This is a genomic window from Alteromonas sp. AO-Serp, assembly GCF_017849675.1.
GTDB classification, from domain to species: Bacteria; Pseudomonadota; Gammaproteobacteria; order Enterobacterales; family Alteromonadaceae; genus Alteromonas; species Alteromonas macleodii.
In genome coordinates, this window is the sequence record NZ_JAFLMX010000112.1 from 1 (window position 1) to 15887 (window position 15887).

19 protein-coding genes and 1 other annotated feature are annotated in these 15887 nt (G+C 44.5%); of the genes, 5 read left to right on the forward strand and 14 right to left on the reverse strand.

Going from position 1 to position 15887, the window contains the following annotated elements; all coding sequences use genetic code 11:
- From QVA83_RS08415 to hisG, 7 genes are all read right to left on the reverse strand, one after another.
- A partial coding sequence (locus QVA83_RS08415) for a HisA/HisF-related TIM barrel protein (RefSeq protein ID WP_287498352.1) occupies positions 1 to 287 on the reverse strand: 287 nt, incomplete at its 3' end.
- Positions 269 to 1006, reverse strand: a complete 738-nt coding sequence (gene hisA, locus QVA83_RS08420) for a 1-(5-phosphoribosyl)-5-[(5-phosphoribosylamino)methylideneamino]imidazole-4-carboxamide isomerase (protein WP_039222817.1) — start codon at positions 1004 to 1006, stop codon at positions 269 to 271. The genes QVA83_RS08415 and hisA, both read right to left, overlap by 19 nt.
- Positions 1006 to 1635, reverse strand: a complete 630-nt coding sequence (hisH, locus tag QVA83_RS08425) for an imidazole glycerol phosphate synthase subunit HisH (protein WP_061486117.1) — start codon at positions 1633 to 1635, stop codon at positions 1006 to 1008. The genes hisA and hisH overlap by 1 nt, the downstream gene beginning before the upstream one ends.
- Positions 1635 to 2705 carry a bifunctional histidinol-phosphatase/imidazoleglycerol-phosphate dehydratase HisB gene (gene hisB, locus QVA83_RS08430; protein ID WP_156086618.1) on the reverse strand — a complete coding sequence of 357 codons (1071 nt, stop codon included), beginning with the start codon at positions 2703 to 2705 and terminating at the stop codon, positions 1635 to 1637. Before hisB ends, hisH begins: the two co-directional genes overlap by 1 nt.
- Positions 2702 to 3781, reverse strand: coding sequence for a histidinol-phosphate transaminase (hisC, locus tag QVA83_RS08435; RefSeq protein WP_061486115.1), 1080 nt, complete (start codon positions 3779 to 3781; stop codon positions 2702 to 2704). Before hisC ends, hisB begins: the two co-directional genes overlap by 4 nt.
- Complete coding sequence (gene hisD, locus QVA83_RS08440; protein ID WP_014950028.1) at positions 3781 to 5085, reverse strand: histidinol dehydrogenase; 1305 nt, start codon at positions 5083 to 5085, stop codon at positions 3781 to 3783. Before hisD ends, hisC begins: the two co-directional genes overlap by 1 nt.
- A gap of 13 nt (positions 5086 to 5098) precedes the next feature.
- Positions 5099 to 6001: an ATP phosphoribosyltransferase gene (gene hisG, locus QVA83_RS08445; RefSeq protein WP_014950027.1), complete on the reverse strand. Its 903-nt coding sequence runs from the start codon at positions 5999 to 6001 to the stop codon at positions 5099 to 5101.
- 50 nt (positions 6002 to 6051) lie between these two features.
- Positions 6052 to 6170 (reverse strand) — a sequence feature (His leader region).
- A 230-nt stretch (positions 6171 to 6400) separates the two neighbouring features.
- Between hisG and QVA83_RS08450 the strand changes: the two genes are divergently transcribed.
- Complete coding sequence (locus tag QVA83_RS08450) at positions 6401 to 6640, forward strand: hypothetical protein (protein WP_014950026.1); 240 nt, start codon at positions 6401 to 6403, stop codon at positions 6638 to 6640.
- A 15-nt stretch (positions 6641 to 6655) separates the two neighbouring features.
- Here QVA83_RS08450 and QVA83_RS08455 read toward each other — a convergent pair whose 3' ends face one another.
- Positions 6656 to 7429 (reverse strand): ParA family protein, encoded by a 774-nt coding sequence (locus tag QVA83_RS08455; protein ID WP_061486114.1) that lies wholly within the window; start codon positions 7427 to 7429, stop codon positions 6656 to 6658.
- 162 nt (positions 7430 to 7591) lie between these two features.
- Between QVA83_RS08455 and QVA83_RS08460 the strand changes: the two genes are divergently transcribed.
- A complete protein-coding gene (locus QVA83_RS08460; protein WP_061486987.1) occupies positions 7592 to 8632 on the forward strand; it encodes an MBL fold metallo-hydrolase in 1041 nt (346 codons plus the stop codon).
- Between the two features lie 78 nt (positions 8633 to 8710).
- On the opposite strand, the gene QVA83_RS08465 is transcribed toward QVA83_RS08460, so the two are convergent.
- The 4 genes from QVA83_RS08465 to QVA83_RS08480 all read right to left on the reverse strand — a co-directional run bounded on the left by QVA83_RS08465 (position 8711) and on the right by QVA83_RS08480 (position 11625).
- A complete protein-coding gene (locus QVA83_RS08465; RefSeq protein WP_232375939.1) occupies positions 8711 to 9700 on the reverse strand; it encodes a hypothetical protein in 990 nt (329 codons plus the stop codon).
- 303 nt (positions 9701 to 10003) lie between these two features.
- Positions 10004 to 10576, reverse strand: coding sequence for a lipid-binding SYLF domain-containing protein (locus QVA83_RS08470; RefSeq protein WP_014950022.1), 573 nt, complete (start codon positions 10574 to 10576; stop codon positions 10004 to 10006).
- 180 nt (positions 10577 to 10756) lie between these two features.
- Complete coding sequence (locus tag QVA83_RS08475; protein WP_342351285.1) at positions 10757 to 11080, reverse strand: DUF6482 family protein; 324 nt, start codon at positions 11078 to 11080, stop codon at positions 10757 to 10759.
- Positions 11081 to 11142: 62 nt separating this feature from the next.
- A complete protein-coding gene (locus tag QVA83_RS08480) occupies positions 11143 to 11625 on the reverse strand; it encodes a DUF2244 domain-containing protein (protein ID WP_014976942.1) in 483 nt (160 codons plus the stop codon).
- Between the two features lie 153 nt (positions 11626 to 11778).
- Here QVA83_RS08480 and QVA83_RS08485 point away from each other — a divergent pair, with 153 nt between their 5' ends.
- The 3 genes from QVA83_RS08485 to QVA83_RS08495 all read left to right on the forward strand — a co-directional run bounded on the left by QVA83_RS08485 (position 11779) and on the right by QVA83_RS08495 (position 14411).
- Positions 11779 to 12687, forward strand: a complete 909-nt coding sequence (locus QVA83_RS08485; protein WP_014976941.1) for a sulfite exporter TauE/SafE family protein — start codon at positions 11779 to 11781, stop codon at positions 12685 to 12687.
- A gap of 114 nt (positions 12688 to 12801) precedes the next feature.
- A complete protein-coding gene (locus QVA83_RS08490; RefSeq protein WP_287498353.1) occupies positions 12802 to 14106 on the forward strand; it encodes an alpha-amylase family glycosyl hydrolase in 1305 nt (434 codons plus the stop codon).
- Positions 14107 to 14192: 86 nt separating this feature from the next.
- Positions 14193 to 14411 (forward strand): hypothetical protein, encoded by a 219-nt coding sequence (locus tag QVA83_RS08495; protein ID WP_014976939.1) that lies wholly within the window; start codon positions 14193 to 14195, stop codon positions 14409 to 14411.
- Positions 14412 to 14461: 50 nt separating this feature from the next.
- Here QVA83_RS08495 and QVA83_RS08500 read toward each other — a convergent pair whose 3' ends face one another.
- Complete coding sequence (locus QVA83_RS08500; protein WP_061486111.1) at positions 14462 to 15157, reverse strand: EF-hand domain-containing protein; 696 nt, start codon at positions 15155 to 15157, stop codon at positions 14462 to 14464.
- A gap of 320 nt (positions 15158 to 15477) precedes the next feature.
- Positions 15478 to 15876: a GFA family protein gene (locus QVA83_RS08505; RefSeq protein ID WP_069944583.1), complete on the reverse strand. Its 399-nt coding sequence runs from the start codon at positions 15874 to 15876 to the stop codon at positions 15478 to 15480.
- Positions 15877 to 15887: the final 11 nt, after the last annotated feature.

Sequence of the window (15887 nt, forward strand, 5' to 3'; positions counted from 1 at the left end):
CCCATTTCCAAAATGCGCCCGGCGTCTTCAATGCTCTTAATGCCGCCCGCTACGCAAAACGGGATATCAATAACCTGTGCTATACGGCTTACCCAGCTTTTGTCTACCACGCGGGCATCAGAACTTGCTGTGATATCGTAAAATACCAACTCGTCGGCCCCCGCTTTTGCGTATTGCTCGGCAAGAGGCACAATATCACCAATAATTTCATGATTTCTAAACTGAACGCCTTTAACGACTTTGCCGTCGCGTACATCCAAACAGGGAATTATGCGCTTTGCCAGCATGCAATAGCCTCCTTCACCGTAAACTTACCTTCAAGTAGTGCGCGCCCAAGAATAACGCCGCCAACGTTTGTGGGTTTTAGCGCTTCGATATCAGCGATGCTGCCAATACCGCCAGACGCTTGCCAGCTAACGTGTGGGAAACGGGCTGCCATTTCTTGATACAGCTCAGTGTTCGCACCTTGTAGCGTGCCGTCGCGGCTAATGTCGGTACACAGCACATGCTTTGCGCCTACTGTAGCGAAGTCTTCAAGCAAGCCTTCAAGGGCTACGCCAGAATTCTCTTGCCAACCGTGGGTAGCAATAAGCTTTTCACCGCTGTCGCTAATATTGATATCAAGGGCCAATACAATGTGCTCTGGGCCGTATTTTTCTACCCAAGACTTCACAAGCTCGGGCTGTTTTACCGCCAAAGAACCAATCACTACGCGGCTTACGCCCGTTTCTAGTAATTGCGCCACTTCTTCTTCACTACGGATACCGCCGCCTGCTTGAAACTGCATGCGCTTGGTGTCCACCATAGATTTAATTAGTGAAAGCTGACGTTTACTGGTGTCTTTAGCGCCTGTTAGGTCAACAATGTGCAGCCAGGTTGCACCTTGGTCGGCATAGTCGTGAACCACGTCTACTGGGTCCAGTTCGTATTGGGTTTTCTGCTCGTAGTCGCCTTGATAAAGGCGTACTACGCGTCCGTCAATAAGATCAATCGCTGGAATAATCATTATAGGTTCACAAAGTTAGTCAGTAATTGTGCTCCGGCCTCGCCAGAACGTTCTGGGTGAAATTGCACCCCGTAAAAGTTGTCTTTATTTATCGCTGCTGAAAACGTATTACCATAAGTGCAGCTTGCAAGCGTGTGCTCGTATTCAGGAACGGCAAAACTGTGCACAAAGTAAAAGTAGGTATCTTGTGGGATGCCCTTAAATAAACTTTCTTCTTTATGAGAGACTGTGTTCCAACCCATATGAGGTAAGCGCACGCCTTTTGATCCCATGCGAGCCACATGACCTGGCATTAGGTTCAAACAGTCGATGTTGCCTGTACCTTGAAAACCACCTTCAGCGCTGGTTTCAACCATAAGTTGCATGCCTAAACATACGCCTAGCACAGGTTGGGTAAGCGACTGCAGGGTTTCCACTAGCGCTTTTTGCTTAATGCTTGCCATCGCTGCTGCCGCTGTTCCTACGCCGGGTAAAAACACTTTATCAGCGTTTTTTATCACGTTTACATCGTCAGATACGTCCACTTCAACGCCTAAGCGCTCAAGGGCAAAGCGTACTGATGAAATGTTCGCGCAGCCGGTATTTACTATGACTATTTTTTGTCGCTGGCTGGGGTTTACCACTGACATTACAGGGCTCCTTTACTACTTGGTAGTGCATCACCTTGGCGCGTAATGGCTTGACGTAGCGCACGGCCAAATACTTTAAACAGGCTTTCTACTTGGTGGTGAGCATTACCTTCGCTGGTGGAAAGGTGTAACGATAGCCCCATGCTTTGTGCAAGCGAATAGAAGAAGTGCGGTACCATTTCGGTGGCCATTTCACCTACCTGGTCGCGGCTAAATTCAGCGTCAAACTTAAGGTGTGGACGGTTTGATATGTCCATAATACATTCCGCACGACATTCATCCATTGGCAACGCGAAACCAAAGCGACCAATACCGCGTTTGTCGCCTAGTGCCTTTTTAAGCGCTTCACCAAGGGCAAGCGCAGTGTCTTCTACACTGTGGTGATCGTCAATATGCAAGTCGCCATCGGTAGTCAGGTTTAGCTCGAAGCCACCGTGGGTCGCAATTTGGTCAAGCATGTGGTCAAAAAAGCCCATGCCGGTTTGAATTGTCGACTTAGCCTGCGAATCAAGATCTACACGCACGCGAATGTCGGTTTCAGAGGTGGTACGTACCACCTCTGCAATACGTGAAGACGCTAACAAGCTTTTCTGAATATCGTTCCAGTTTAAGCTTTCACGGTTGTACTGAAAGCTGCGAATACCCATGTTTTCAGCAAGCTGTACATCGGTAATTCTGTCACCAATAACAAACGAACGAGTGAAGTCCACTTTGCCTTTCTGTAGGTATTCTTTTACTAAGCCAAGCTTTGGTTTGCGGCATGTGCAGTTATCAGCATCGAAGTGCGGGCAAATAAGCACGTCGTCAAACACTACACCCTGGCTTTCGAAAATGGCCATCATGGCATTGTGTGGCTTGTCGAAGTCTTCTTGCGGGAAACTGTCTGTACCCAAGCCGTCTTGGTTACTTACCATCACGAGTTTAAACCCAGCTGCCTTTAGTTTAAGTAGCACAGGAATAACGTTTGGCTCGAAAACAAGCTTCTCTAAACTATCTAATTGCTTATCTACTGGCGGCTCTTCTACGAGTGTACCGTCGCGGTCAATAAATAAAATGGCTTGCTGACTCATGCCGCGTCCTCATTATTTTTAAATTCGTTAATTAGCTGCATCAAACGCTGGTTTTGCTCTTCAGTGCCTATGCTTACGCGTAAACAGTTTTGTAAGTTAAGCTGTTTTGATTGATCGCGAATAAGCATGCCTTGGCTTACCAAGTACTGCATTAGGGCTTGCGCTTTTGCGTAGCGGAATAAGATAAAGTTTGCTCGTCTATCACCCACTAATTCAAAGCCTTCGATAGATTCCAGCGCTTCGGCTAGGGCCTCTTTTTCCCGGTTAATAGTAGCCACCTGAAGCTCAAGTAACGTTAGCGATTCAGCCGACAATGCTTGTGCAGCAATCTGCGCTACTGGCTCTGGAATGGGATAGGGCGCTATCACTTTAAGTAGTGCTTGGATGACGGGTGCCTGAGCAAGTGTAAAACCACAGCGAAGACCGGCAAGAGCAAACGCTTTAGACAGCGTACGAAGTACCACCAAGTTTGGATAGTTGTTTATTTCATTTGCCCACGTATTGTCGGCATCGAACTCAATATACGCTTCATCTACAACAACCAGTGCTTTATCGGCAAAGTGATTGAGCACGGTTTTAATGTCTTCACGAGCAACTGGCGTACCGGTTGGATTGTTGGGCGCACAGATGAAAATCACGTTAACGTCATCTTCAGCGCATACAGCATTCACGTTAAGGCTAAAGTCGTCGTTAAGCGGCACTTTCTTAATGCCCACATCACAGGTTTCAGCACTGATTGCATACATACCGTAGGTAGGCGGGCATATCAGAATGCTGTCTTTACCCGGCGTGCAGAAGGTGCGAATAAGCAGTTCAATGCCTTCATCTGCGCCGCGGGTAACAATAAGCTGCGATTTGTCTAGCCCGGCGTAGTTTGCGTAACCACTGACTACCGCTTCGGGCTGACATGACGGATAGCGGTTAAAGTTGCTGCTATCTACGCTGTATTCGTTGGCATAAGGTGACTCGTTGGCATTAAGCCAGTCTTGACCACCTGAAAACAAGCGACGAGCCGATTCATACGGCTTTAGCGGCACTAAATTTTCGTTAATTAGGTTATCGATAAGTGCCGACATTAGGCGTCTCCTTGCTTAAGTGCCTGCATGCGAAGTGCAACGGCCTGTTCGTGTGCATCCAAGCCCTCGGCAGCTGCAAGTGCCATAATCGCAGGGCCTAAATTACGCATGCCGTCTGCGCTTAGTTCTTGAATAGTGTAGCGACGCATAAAGTCTAATAATCCAAGGCTAGAGTAATTCTTAGCATAGCCATAGGTTGGCAGTACGTGGTTAGTGCCCGACGCGTAATCACCTGCAGATTCTGGTGACCACGGGCCTAGGAATATAGAGCCTGCGTATTTAATTTTTGGCAAATAATCACGGGCATTCTCTATTTGTACAATTAAGTGCTCAGCAGCGTAGGCGTTACTTGCTTCAATGGCTTGCTCAATGGAATCAGCCAAAATATAACGCGCATTTTCCATAGCAGGGCGGGCAATCTCAGCGCGAGATAGGGTTGCTAATTGACGTTCAACCGCGGCTTTTGCTTCTTCAATAAGTGTAGCGCTGTTAGACACCAAAATAGCCTGCGAGTCTGGACCGTGCTCGGCTTGGGAAAGCAGGTCGGCCGCTACAAACTCAGGATTTGCGAACTCATCAGCAAGTACCAACACTTCTGATGGGCCGGCCGGCATATCAATAGCTGCACCATCAGCACGTTGGCTTACTTGCTGTTTAGCTTCAGTCACAAAGCTGTTACCCGGGCCAAAAATCTTATCTACTTGAGGAACGCTGTCTGTTCCCAAGGCCATAGCGGCGATTGCTTGGGCACCACCACACAAGAAGATCTTGTCGATGCCGCATTTTCTGGCCGCATACGCAATTTCAGGCGCGATAAGCTGTTCTTTGTTTGGTGGAGTACAAAGTAGCTTATTTTCGCAGCCCGCCACCAATGCAGGTACGCCTAGCATCAATACGGTTGATGGAAGTGGAGCGCTGCCGCCTGGAATATAAAGACCCACTGCATCAAGGGCGGTGAAGCGCAGCTCGCATTTAACACCAGGCGTTGTGGTTAGCGCGATATCACTAGGCATTTGCGCTTCGTGAAACATTTTTATGTTGTTGAACGCAGTATCGATAGCACTTGCTACCTCTGGCGTTACCTTCGCAGCAAGAGCATCAATGTTTTCTTGTGAAAGTACAAGGCTAGTTAAGTCTGGGCAGTCAAATTTACGTGTGTAATCAAGTACTGCCTCATCGCCTTCTTTTTCAACGCGGGCGATAATGTCGCCCACGGTCTGCTTTAACTGTTGGCTATTGGCCATAGCCGGGCGGGCTAGCGCCTGTTTTTTCTCATTTACCGAAAGAGATGACCAAGTAATCATAATTGCCTGCCTTTTAGCCCATCATTTTTTCGATTGGCATTACAAGAATAGAGCTACAACCAAGGGCTTTAAGTTTCTCCATGGTTTCCCAGAACAAGGTCTCTGTAGAAACAACGTGGATAGCAACTTGTTCTTCATTTCCAGCAAGTGGTAGAACCGTAGGATTTTCAGCACCTGGAAGTAGGCTTTTCACTTGCTCTAAATACGCTTTTGGTGCGTGTAGCATGATGTACTTGCTTTCTTTTGCTAATAATACGCCATCAACACGTGGCATTAGTCGGTTAACCAGTGTTTCTTTCTCGTCGCTAAGCTCGCCATCAGCGCGCTTAATAAGTACCGCTTTACTGCGGAAAATAACGTCTTTTTCAACAAGACCGTTAGCTTCAAGGGTTGCACCGGTAGATACAAGGTCACAGATAGCGTCAGCTACACCTGCTCGTGGAGCCACTTCCACAGAACCTTGTAGCATTACAGCCTTTGCATTTATGCCCTGTTCTTTGAAGTAGCGCTCAAGTAGGTAGGGGTAAGTTGTTGCTACTTTTTTGCCTTCTAGCGACTGGATTCCTTGATAATCCATCTCATTAGGTACCGCAATAGACAGGCGGCAGCCGCCGTAGTCTAGACGACGCAATACTTCATATTCGAATGGCTTGCCCGCAGCTTTACGCTCTAGCATTTTCTCTTCTAGCTCATTTTCGCCAATAAAACCTAGGTCTACTACACCATCCATAACAAGACCTGGAATATCGTCGTCACGCACGCGAAGCAAATCAATAGGCTGGTTCGTAGAATGCGCAATCAGCAGGCGATCACGAATATTGAGTTTAATGCCTATAGCTTTCAGTAGGGCAATGCTGTCATCGCTCAATCGACCTGATTTCTGTACGGCAATTCGAAGTCTTTTGCTGTTACTCATTGAAACGTTCCTTACACGTTGTGTTTTAACTTTTGATTGCGCCTAAAACGAAAAACCCCCGGAAGTTTCCTTCCGAGGGTCGAGAATTTGTTTTATCTGCGCCACTGGAAGGATACATAGACCTTCCAGCACGAACCTGAAAGGTTATGCTTTGTGGTGATGGTGATGTTTCGTCGCGCAGTTAATCATTTTGAAAATTTTAATTCCTAATTTCGAACGGCTGAAACATTAGCGTTTTGAATTAGGATTTGCAAGGCTAAAGTGAACTCTTTTGGCACATTAACTCTAATTTAATGTGTATATAATAAAACAATTCGTTATGAATTAGTTTTGAACCGTAATTTTAGGCAACTCGTTGCCGATAAGTTATAGAGACAAATGCAAACTTCTGGAGGGCGTATGAGCAACGATCTACTGTTTCCCATTTTGCCTCGCAACACAAAAGTGCCGATTGAGACGGACGACCGCGTGAAGAAAGTGCAAAAGACCAAAAAGTCCGAGCATTTCAGTGAAGAAGAGCGCGATCAGTTTCAAGACGTGAAGCGAACTGAGATTATCGAAAAATCAGCTGAAAACTCGAAAGATAAAGAGCGAGGTAACAGCGAGGGTGGGCTTAAGCATATTGATATTGATGTTTAGCGAAACTTGTTAGCGTTAGGTTTTGCTCGCATTGAGTTCTTCAAATAAAGCCGCAATTTGATTCGTCACTTTGTGCTTAGGTAAGTAGAAAGGCAGCGGCATTCGCTTAGAGTGAGACTCTTTCACTTTTACCGTGGCACTTATATAACTTTCTAACACTGGCAAATCTTGCTGCTTAAGTGTCTCAATTAACTCTCTTGGAAGCTTTGCTTGGCTATTGAATTGATTAACAACAATACCCAACAAACGCAGTTCAGGGTTGTGGTCTTCTTTTAGTTCCATTGCATTTTCAAGTAAACGCTCAATCGCCTGTGCCGAGAAGTCGTCGCAATCAAAGGGGACGCAAAAGCCATCAGCAGCAATAAGTGCCGCTTTAGAATAAAAATTAAAATTAGGAGGCGTGTCGATAAAAATGTTGTCGAATTCGTCTTTTAACTCCTTTAACGCGTCTTTAAGTTTAAAAATTTTGTATCGTGACTCGAGCTCTCGCTCGACTTCTGCCAACGCAGGAGAAGAAGGCATAACGAAGAGGTTTTCATAAGGCGTTGCATGCACGAACGCGTTAGGCTTCTTGGCTGTTCTGAAAATGCCAACTACTTGTTTGAACATATCGGCCACGGTAAGGCTTTGTTCTCTGGCGTTAAATCCCACGTAGTGAGTACTATTTCCCTGAGCGTCTAAGTCTACCAATAAGGTCTTATGACCCAGCTTAGCGCTTTGCGCAGCTAAATTGGTGCTAATGGTCGATTTGCCTACGCCGCCTTTTTGATTAAACACCACGATTATCATAAGAAATCCCTTCGTCAGTTGTGTTTAAAATATGCCCAATTAAAAGTGCTTATGCAAAATATTGTTTATGGTTTAATGCAAACTGAATACAGTTGTCCCAAACAGTGAAAAAATCAACATCGTAAAACAACGTGGTTTTATATACCTAGAATGGAAAGCGTTATGGTTAATATAAAAAAGTCTGTATGGCAGCTTGCAATAATGCTTCTGGCGGTTTGGATGTCCAATAATACTTACTCAGCCGATGTATACACTGCGCAATATTACGCGGATAAAGGATTGAAAAGTGCTAAGCATTTTCCTGGATTGGCGAGTCTTTGCGATATTAGTCAAGAGCCGCGGAATATGTTCGTTATTAGCGAAAATCGGCGCGAGAGATCCAAGCGCAGTAATGGTGTTAGCGAAGTAAAAGGAAATGCTAAAGTCCGTCGTCACATTCCACCTCAACAGGTCTTCGATAACCTTTATTATGTCGGCGCTGGCAACGTAGCAAGTTGGGCAATTGATACGGGCGAAAGTATAGTTTTAGTAGACGCGCTAAATAATAACCAACAAGCTCAACATTATATCCTTAACGGACTTTCGGCACTCGGGTTGGGAGATAAGCCGATTTCCCATCTAATCATATCTCATGGACACGGCGATCATTACGGTGGTTTTGGGCTGATTAAATCAGTTTATAGTCCACGTATTGTGATGAGTGAAATTGAGTGGCACGTGTTAGAAAACGACGCGTTTGCAAGCTATCGCTGGGGAGCAAAACCTGAAAAAGATTTACTGATTGAAGATGGGGATGTACTCAACGTGAATGGCACTGAGTTAGCGTTTTATGTAACGCCAGGACACACACCGGGTACGCTTACTATCGTTCTCCCTGTGATCGATGGAGATGAGCGGCATCGCGCTGTATTATGGGGCGGCACAGGGCTCAATTATGGTCCGGATGTCGCAAGAATAAAGTCTTATACAAACTCGGCCAATACAATGAAAGCGTTGGTGAAAGAACAAAATATTGATGTATTTTTGTCAAATCACCCTGGAAGAGACGGAACAAGAGATAAGCTTAAGGCGTTAACGGATAGGAAAGATAATCAGGCACATCCATTTATACAAGGAGAAGATGTGGTTGTTGAAGCATTTGAGCTTCTCGAGAATTGTACAAGAGCACAGTGGATGCAGATTGAGGAAAACCGTGCTCAGTAAAATGTGAGCGATATGATTCTCAAGGCAAGAAAGAGAGAAACCGTAGACTTGCTCCTTCTGCCTTGAGATTTTCAAACGTTATTTCTGTAGCATTTTGTGTTTATTAAATCTTCTTGCACTCAATAAGCCTACTGCGAAAATAAAAATTGCAAACGTAGAGGGTGCACTTACCTCAGTTGAAGAAGAGGTTGTAGCAAACGAGCTAGCTAAAATGATCTCGCCGTTGACAATAGGGTTGTTGGTCAAGTTAAACACAGGCCCGGTTAACGGCCCGCCAGCAGGGAATAGCGCATCGTAAAATGCATTTAGTGAGAAATCATCGAAAGATACTCTAACCGCGTTGCGTGATTCTGTGCAAGAGGTGTTGGAACACGACTTTTCGACTTCATTAACAAATATTCCCAAGCCAAAGTCAGCGATATTCAAACCTGCAAAGAGAGACTGATTTTCAAGTGCAGTAGCCGTTACGGTATTTCCCCAAAGATTCACTTCCACATCCACGATGTCTGATGAACCTGCTGTAGATAGATTCACGTTTGAGCCGGTCGTGGCGTTTCCGTCAATTTGCGAGACTGTGGAAAGTACATCAGCACTTAGCGTTAAAAAGCCACTTATTCCAAGTAAGTCTGAAAATAAGTCAAGATTAAGGTCGTTTATGGTTCCGCGGCCTGACGTAAAAAAGCTTGCCGGAACAAAACTCGTTAAAGACGATTGAGATTCACCTTCAATAATGGCGGTGGATAGCGCGCCATCAAACTCTGTAACGTCGATGGGGCTGCCCAACGTACCCGAAGCATCTGCGCTTGCGCCAATGATAGTGTCAATCTGAGAATAATTTTCAGGAGCACTACCGCTGGTATGAGCTAAGTTGATAGTTGAGTTAGCGATTGCAGAGACCATACCTCCTATATTACTTGTAATGGAAAGATCGACATGGACTGCATTCCCATAACTGCTGCCTATTATTGCCGCGTTAGTTGAAAAGCCTACCGTCGCCGAAGCGAACAATGCGCTCGTTAATATCGTTCTTACTACTGCTCTTATCACTTTGTTGTTTTGTGGTTGCATGATGAAACCCTCGTTTATGGCTTAGCGTGCTGCTAAGCGAGCCTTTTACAAGTAAAGCGTAGTCACGAGTGTTCAATTCAGTTATGAGGGTTTCCCCCTAAATTTAGACTTTCGTATACACGGCGGTGGTAAGAGATGCTATGGGGAACACGACACTGCTTATTACTGTGATTCAGACAGCCTAAAGATTTAGAGCGGTAGCTGGCAGTTGTGCAGAAAAAATAAAAAGGCCTCTTGCATTCAAGAGGCCTTCGTGTGTTGGAGCGCTAATCGCTAATATGTTTAGGAGTAGTTAGGGCAGAATTAGTTTAGTTCTTTATCTACCCAAAATTTCGTGCCTTTAACAGTGGCCTGTAATGTAAGGCCGCTTTCAGTCATAGTATACACTGTGACGTTACCCAAGTAGCCTTCGCCTTCTGCAGATGCACCTTTGTTACCAGCTTTCGCTGCTACATCCGCGTTACCACCTACGGTCCATCCATTTTCAATAAAGTGATTCATCGCTTTTTGTGTGTGGAAAACCATAACAATTCGGTAATCTTTTGCGCCTAAGCCAAGGCCTACGCCACCTTCGGCCATATTCATATAGGTTTTTGCGCCGGTTACATTATTGTTTACAACACCGTAGCCTGTGCCCGCCGCCACAAAGAATACGTTGATGTTAGCATTGGTAAATACGGCGTAGCCGGCAGCGTCTTTAACCTGAGAGCGCGTATCGGGCTTTTCAGAATAAAGACGGGCAAGCGCGTTATCTTGCATATCTAAAATAGCTTGTCGCTTTTCAGCAACAGTTCCGTCGCCCATCGAAGCGCACGCCGTCAAGGCTAACACGGCAGCCACAAACACAGATTTTATAGCTAACTTACTTATTTTCATGCAATTCTCCTTAGCATGTAGGTATTTTATTAACTACAGAAGAAGACCATTCTTACTGTTTCTAATTCAATAAAATACCGTTTTAATTTACGTCACATTAGTTGTACGCAAAAAACGTGCTAAGTGGTGCATTGAACATTGAAAACTATTGGTCTTACTTGCTAGTACACCTGCAAGTCGCTACCACTCAATTTCAAGCTCTAACGCACCGGGATGATCGGTTTGACCAACCATTTCTTCATACGGTGTGCTTTGACGGAGCCAAACTTTCTCAAAGGCTTGAGAGTCAAAATGCTCCCTAATCTCGTTCAAACAGTGAAACGTTTTAGGTTGTGACTTGTTGTCGCGAACCAAGGTGCGTGAGGCGCCCATACCGGTTGATGCGAGGTAATTGCCGCCTTCTAGTGACTCGATGTATAAGTTCATAGTGTAACCCTCATTAGGTCGCAACTCGTTATCGCTGCGTCTTATATCTAAATAGTCGAAAATAGCCACAATGATCATTAATTTTGTGTCATGCACGATAAGGAGCCTTACGCATTGGTTGCATTTCAAAGCAACACGAATTACCACCACTTATTCGAACATACTGCGACCCCTGCCTTTTGCATACATTTATGGACACGCTCTTTGTCCTCTAAATTTAAAAATGATCCCACTTCAAATTGCTGCAGAGGGGCTTGTAGCACAAGCTGTGGCGCACATTTTAAGCTCAAGTCTTTTTTATAGTACAAGGACGTATCAGGGCGGAAGAATTCTATGCTTATACCGGTTGAGCTAGTGACTTGAATGCTGTTTGATGAAATTAAGAGCGTCTCCCAGCGGTATGTCGCTTTAGAAACTAAATACATAATCAGCGTTAGTAACCCGACCTCCAATCCTGCAAAAGGTAATATGACCCACGCACCGGCCAGTGACCAAGCAATAGCTATCGAGCTGATAAAAAGGGCAAAAGCTGCAATAAGGTGCTTTGTCTGTTGCCATGTTGCTGAGCGGTTTGGCGAAAGATGCAGTTGCACCTGGTGCTCAAATGTAGATACTTCAACCATGTTTTTTAAAATGCTGTATATGATATCTGTGTAAGTAAAACCTTATACGTAGTTGAATAACAATAGTTTGAAAATTGTACAGGTGCTAGTTGGCTGCGTACTTAAAAAAGTCATGCCGTGTAACTTGCCGTATTTTCTGCCTTAAGGACGTATGTGATTTCTCTCATCAAGCAAAACGCTGGTAAAACAGCGTTGATAGTACTTTTATTTTTATGGATCGGCAGTTTGCTAGCGCAACCAGCCCCTATTGAGCTTGTTAAAGAGTTCGGGCTTTTCAGCGTTCTTGGCGTTATTGGTGCTATATTTGCGAATGCCACTGGAGCTGGCGGTGGCGTGGTTTTCGTTCCGTTTTTTAACTACCTGTCATTTTCTGCGCAAAGCGTTGTGGCAACGAGTTTCGCCATCCAATGCTGTGGTATGACCGCGGGGGCACTAACTTGGGCCGCGTATTATAAACACCAACACAAGTATGATCAGTATTGGAAGGCATTACCCAGTGTACTGATGTTAACGGTTCCCTCGTCAATATGCGGCATAGGATTCGCTCAGTATTCTTCTCAAAGTACAAGGCTTCTAGAGCATTTGTGGGGTGGGGCCAATAACCTTCACATCGCTTTTGGTAGTTTTTCTATTCTATTAGCAATCGCAATATTTGCTTCTATTCCGCTAATGAAGCGTACCCATTTCAAAAAAGACTTACATACGAAAGATCTTTTGCTTTTACCTTTCATTGGTTTTTTAGGCGGCATTATCACCGCGTGGCTTTCGGTAGGAGTAGGAGAGTTAGTCGCTGTTTACCTCATAATTCGAGGGTTTAATGTAACTTTGTCTATTGCCAGCGCGGTTATCTTGTCGGCTTTTACTGTGTGGTCTGCATTGCCATATCACGCTTTTATAAGCGAGTCTGTGGTATGGCAGGTTGTTTTGTTTGCTGGGGCAGGTGCAATAGTCGGTGGAACGATTGCAAAGTTTGTTGTTTTAGCATTTTCGGTTCAGCGTCTAAAACTTTTTTTCGGTATTTGGGTACTAATTTTAGGTGTTACAAGTTTACCTATTCTTTAAGCCACGAGCTTGCGGCAGTTAACAGCTTAGCTCACCTCAGTTTAAAGCCTAAAAGTAACGCGACGCAGAACCACATTCTTTTTCTAAACGCTAATCTCGATAAGGAAAGATAATATGGATATCAATCCTGTCCCAAAGAAACGATATAACGTGCTTCAGCCAGAATGGTCATCTCACGCAGTTATTTATCAGGTCAACACTCGACAGTTTTCAGAGCAAGGTGACTTTGAAGGAGTGAGAAAAGGGTTAGCTCACATTAAGTCACTCGGCGCGGATATTGTTTGGCTAATGCCTGTACATCCTATTGGGGAAAAAAACAGGAAAGGGGAGCTTGGTAGCCCCTATGCAGTAAAAGACTATCTGGCCATTAACCCTGAATTTGGTAGCGAAGAGGATTTCAAAGCGCTGGTGGATGAAGCGCACAAGCTTTCGCTAAAAGTCATCATAGACTGGGTGCCAAATCACAGTGCGTGGGATAATCCTTTGGTTGAACAGCACCCCGAGTGGTACGCCAAAGACTACAAAGGAGATTTTCGTCCATCTCCGTGGTGGGATTGGAGCGATATCATAGAGTTTGATTATGAACACGTTGGCCTTCGCAAATACATGATTAACGCGTTGTGTTATTGGGTTGAAAAGTTCGACATTGATGGGTTTCGCTGTGATGTAGCGGGGTATGTCCCCAACGATTTTTGGCAGCAAGCAGTGCAAACGCTAAGCGCAATCAGACCAGTCTTCATGTTGGCTGAATGGGAGAATCGAGATCTTCACGAAAATGCGTTCAATATGACATACGCATGGAGTTGGAACGAGACGCTACACGAACTCGCACACGGACAATGTTCGCTGGATAGGTTGCGCAAGTATTATTCGTGGAACGAACGCAGCTGGCCTCACTCCGCTTACAGAATGACCTTTGTTAGCAATCACGATAAAAATGCCTGGGATGGCACTCAGCGCGAACAATTTGGTGATGCGCTTGAAGCCTGCATTGCGTTGTCTGTGGTAGGTGAAGGTATGCCGCTCATTCACAACGGGCAAGAAGCTGGGGAAACCAAGCGTTTAGCGTTCTTTGAGCACGATCCTATACACTGGCAAGAACATGAAATAGGCAACTTGTACCGTAAGCTAATTGCTCTTAAAAAGTCCAAAACCGTGCTAGGGAACGGAGAGTACGGGGCAAGAATGATACAGGTGCCAAACTCTAAGATGGATAAGGTTTTTAGTTTTGTACGTTGTAATGAAAATGAAAAAGTGTTCGTTGCGATTAATTTTTCAAATGAGCAGCTTGATGTAACGTTTGAAGAACCATTGTTTGAAGGTGAGTATGCGCACTGGGAGCGCGACGAAAAGAAAACCTTCGGAGCTGATTCAGTGTGTAAACTCACGCCTTGGCAGTTCGAGATATGGGTGGCATGACGGTGTGATCGTTTAGTGTCATCTTTAACTACAAAAGGTAAAAAGCACTAATGTTTTTTTTACTAAGTGAAAATTAAGGATGAACTATGACTGCGAATGATTCAGCTGAAAAAACAGAAGACCGATCGTTAAATAATCATGCAGCGCTTAAAACTTCTATTGCCAATGGTGATGTTGAAGAGGTAAAAGCGCGACTTGAAGGACACACTTTGGATAAGCTAGAAAAAGGTTATCTTATTGATCTCGCACGCTTGAGTGGTAACAGTGAAATCGAGGAAGTGATTAAGTCAACACCCGAAAGTTAGATGCTAAAGAATCTAGCTCAGATCTAATCTGAGCTAGTACAACTTAGTCATTACTCTTCAGAACTATCACTTGAGTTACTTTCAGACTTACTCTGATAACGCTTAAATTCCGTACGCGTAATTAATTCATCGTCATTTGCGTCAATATTATCAAAATCACGTGTTACACCACTTCGCGAGGCTTCAGCTTTAGTAAGCTTACCGTCGCTGTTAGCGTCCATCATCTCAAATTTACTGCGCGCAATGACCGCTTCATCTGCGATAACCGTATTATCGTGAACAACAGTATCTTCAGCGACTTTGTCAACGTTTGTCTTTTCTAAGTTTCCGTTAGCCTTCAACTCAGTCTTAGCTCTTAGTTCGTGAGTCAGCCTTTTGTCTTTCGTCGCGGCAACCACTTCATCGACATCAGTATCAACTTTTACTTCCGTTTCCATTGTACCTTCTGTACCCATACTCTCTTTCATCGATTTTACCGTTGCAAGCACGTCGTCATCGAAATGTTGAGGGTGCTTCGTTACATGAGCATTGAACTCTTTAATTGAAAGCTGCATGTCTGAATTGGTATCAATTTTGGAAAAGTGCGCATAAATCTCATCGTCGTCAGCTTCTTCTCGTGAAATATAGCCGTTGTCATCGTTATCCAAATCGGCAAATGTGGTGTCTATTTTTTCGATACCATTGCCAGCAAACGCGGCAGTAGAAAGTGCGGCGCTGATTAGTGTAGCAATTGTTAATTTTTTCATATCTAACTCCTTGGTTTTTCGGCCTCCATACTGCTTAAAAACGGAGGAGAGTATTCACATGGAGTTATTCACAGCATATGCCATTTCAATAAAATGTTTTTAGATCATTGGTTTATGTTTTTTGAATGGTTGGGTGACAACAGGCGGAATTGTGAGAACTATAGAATTTTCTGAAAAAGTTACTCGCTATTTTTGACAAAAACGGAACACGTTAAGCGGAGAATGTTGTGAATGCGAGCAACAATCGAGCTGCCGTTATTCAAGCAGCGAATTTTGTTTAGTATAAAGCCATTAGGTTTCGAATGAGTACTCAATGTTTGTTACGGTAAACGTTCGAATTTTGTGATGGTTTCTAAGCTTACTTCCCACGCAGCTTTGCTTACGCCGAAGATATGTGCAGTAGGTTTAATTAGTAGTTTCGTATCCAGACACCCAGCGGGTACGGCTAGAATGTCACCGAGTTGAGTACACGGAAGGGCTGAACCACAAATTTTACAGAAACTTTTGCTATGACGCGTGTTCTCGAGCGTGAAGTTGACTACAGCGTCAACACCCGATGCCCAAGTTAATATAGCCGAACTTGAAAACAGGTTGGCTGCGAAGGCCGAACCTGTATCCTTTTGACAATGTTTGCAGTGGCACAGATAAAAACTGTCAAAATCACCCTCAATTTTAAAAGTTACCGAACCGCACAAACAAGACCCTTTGTAATTGTTCATCAAAACTCCTT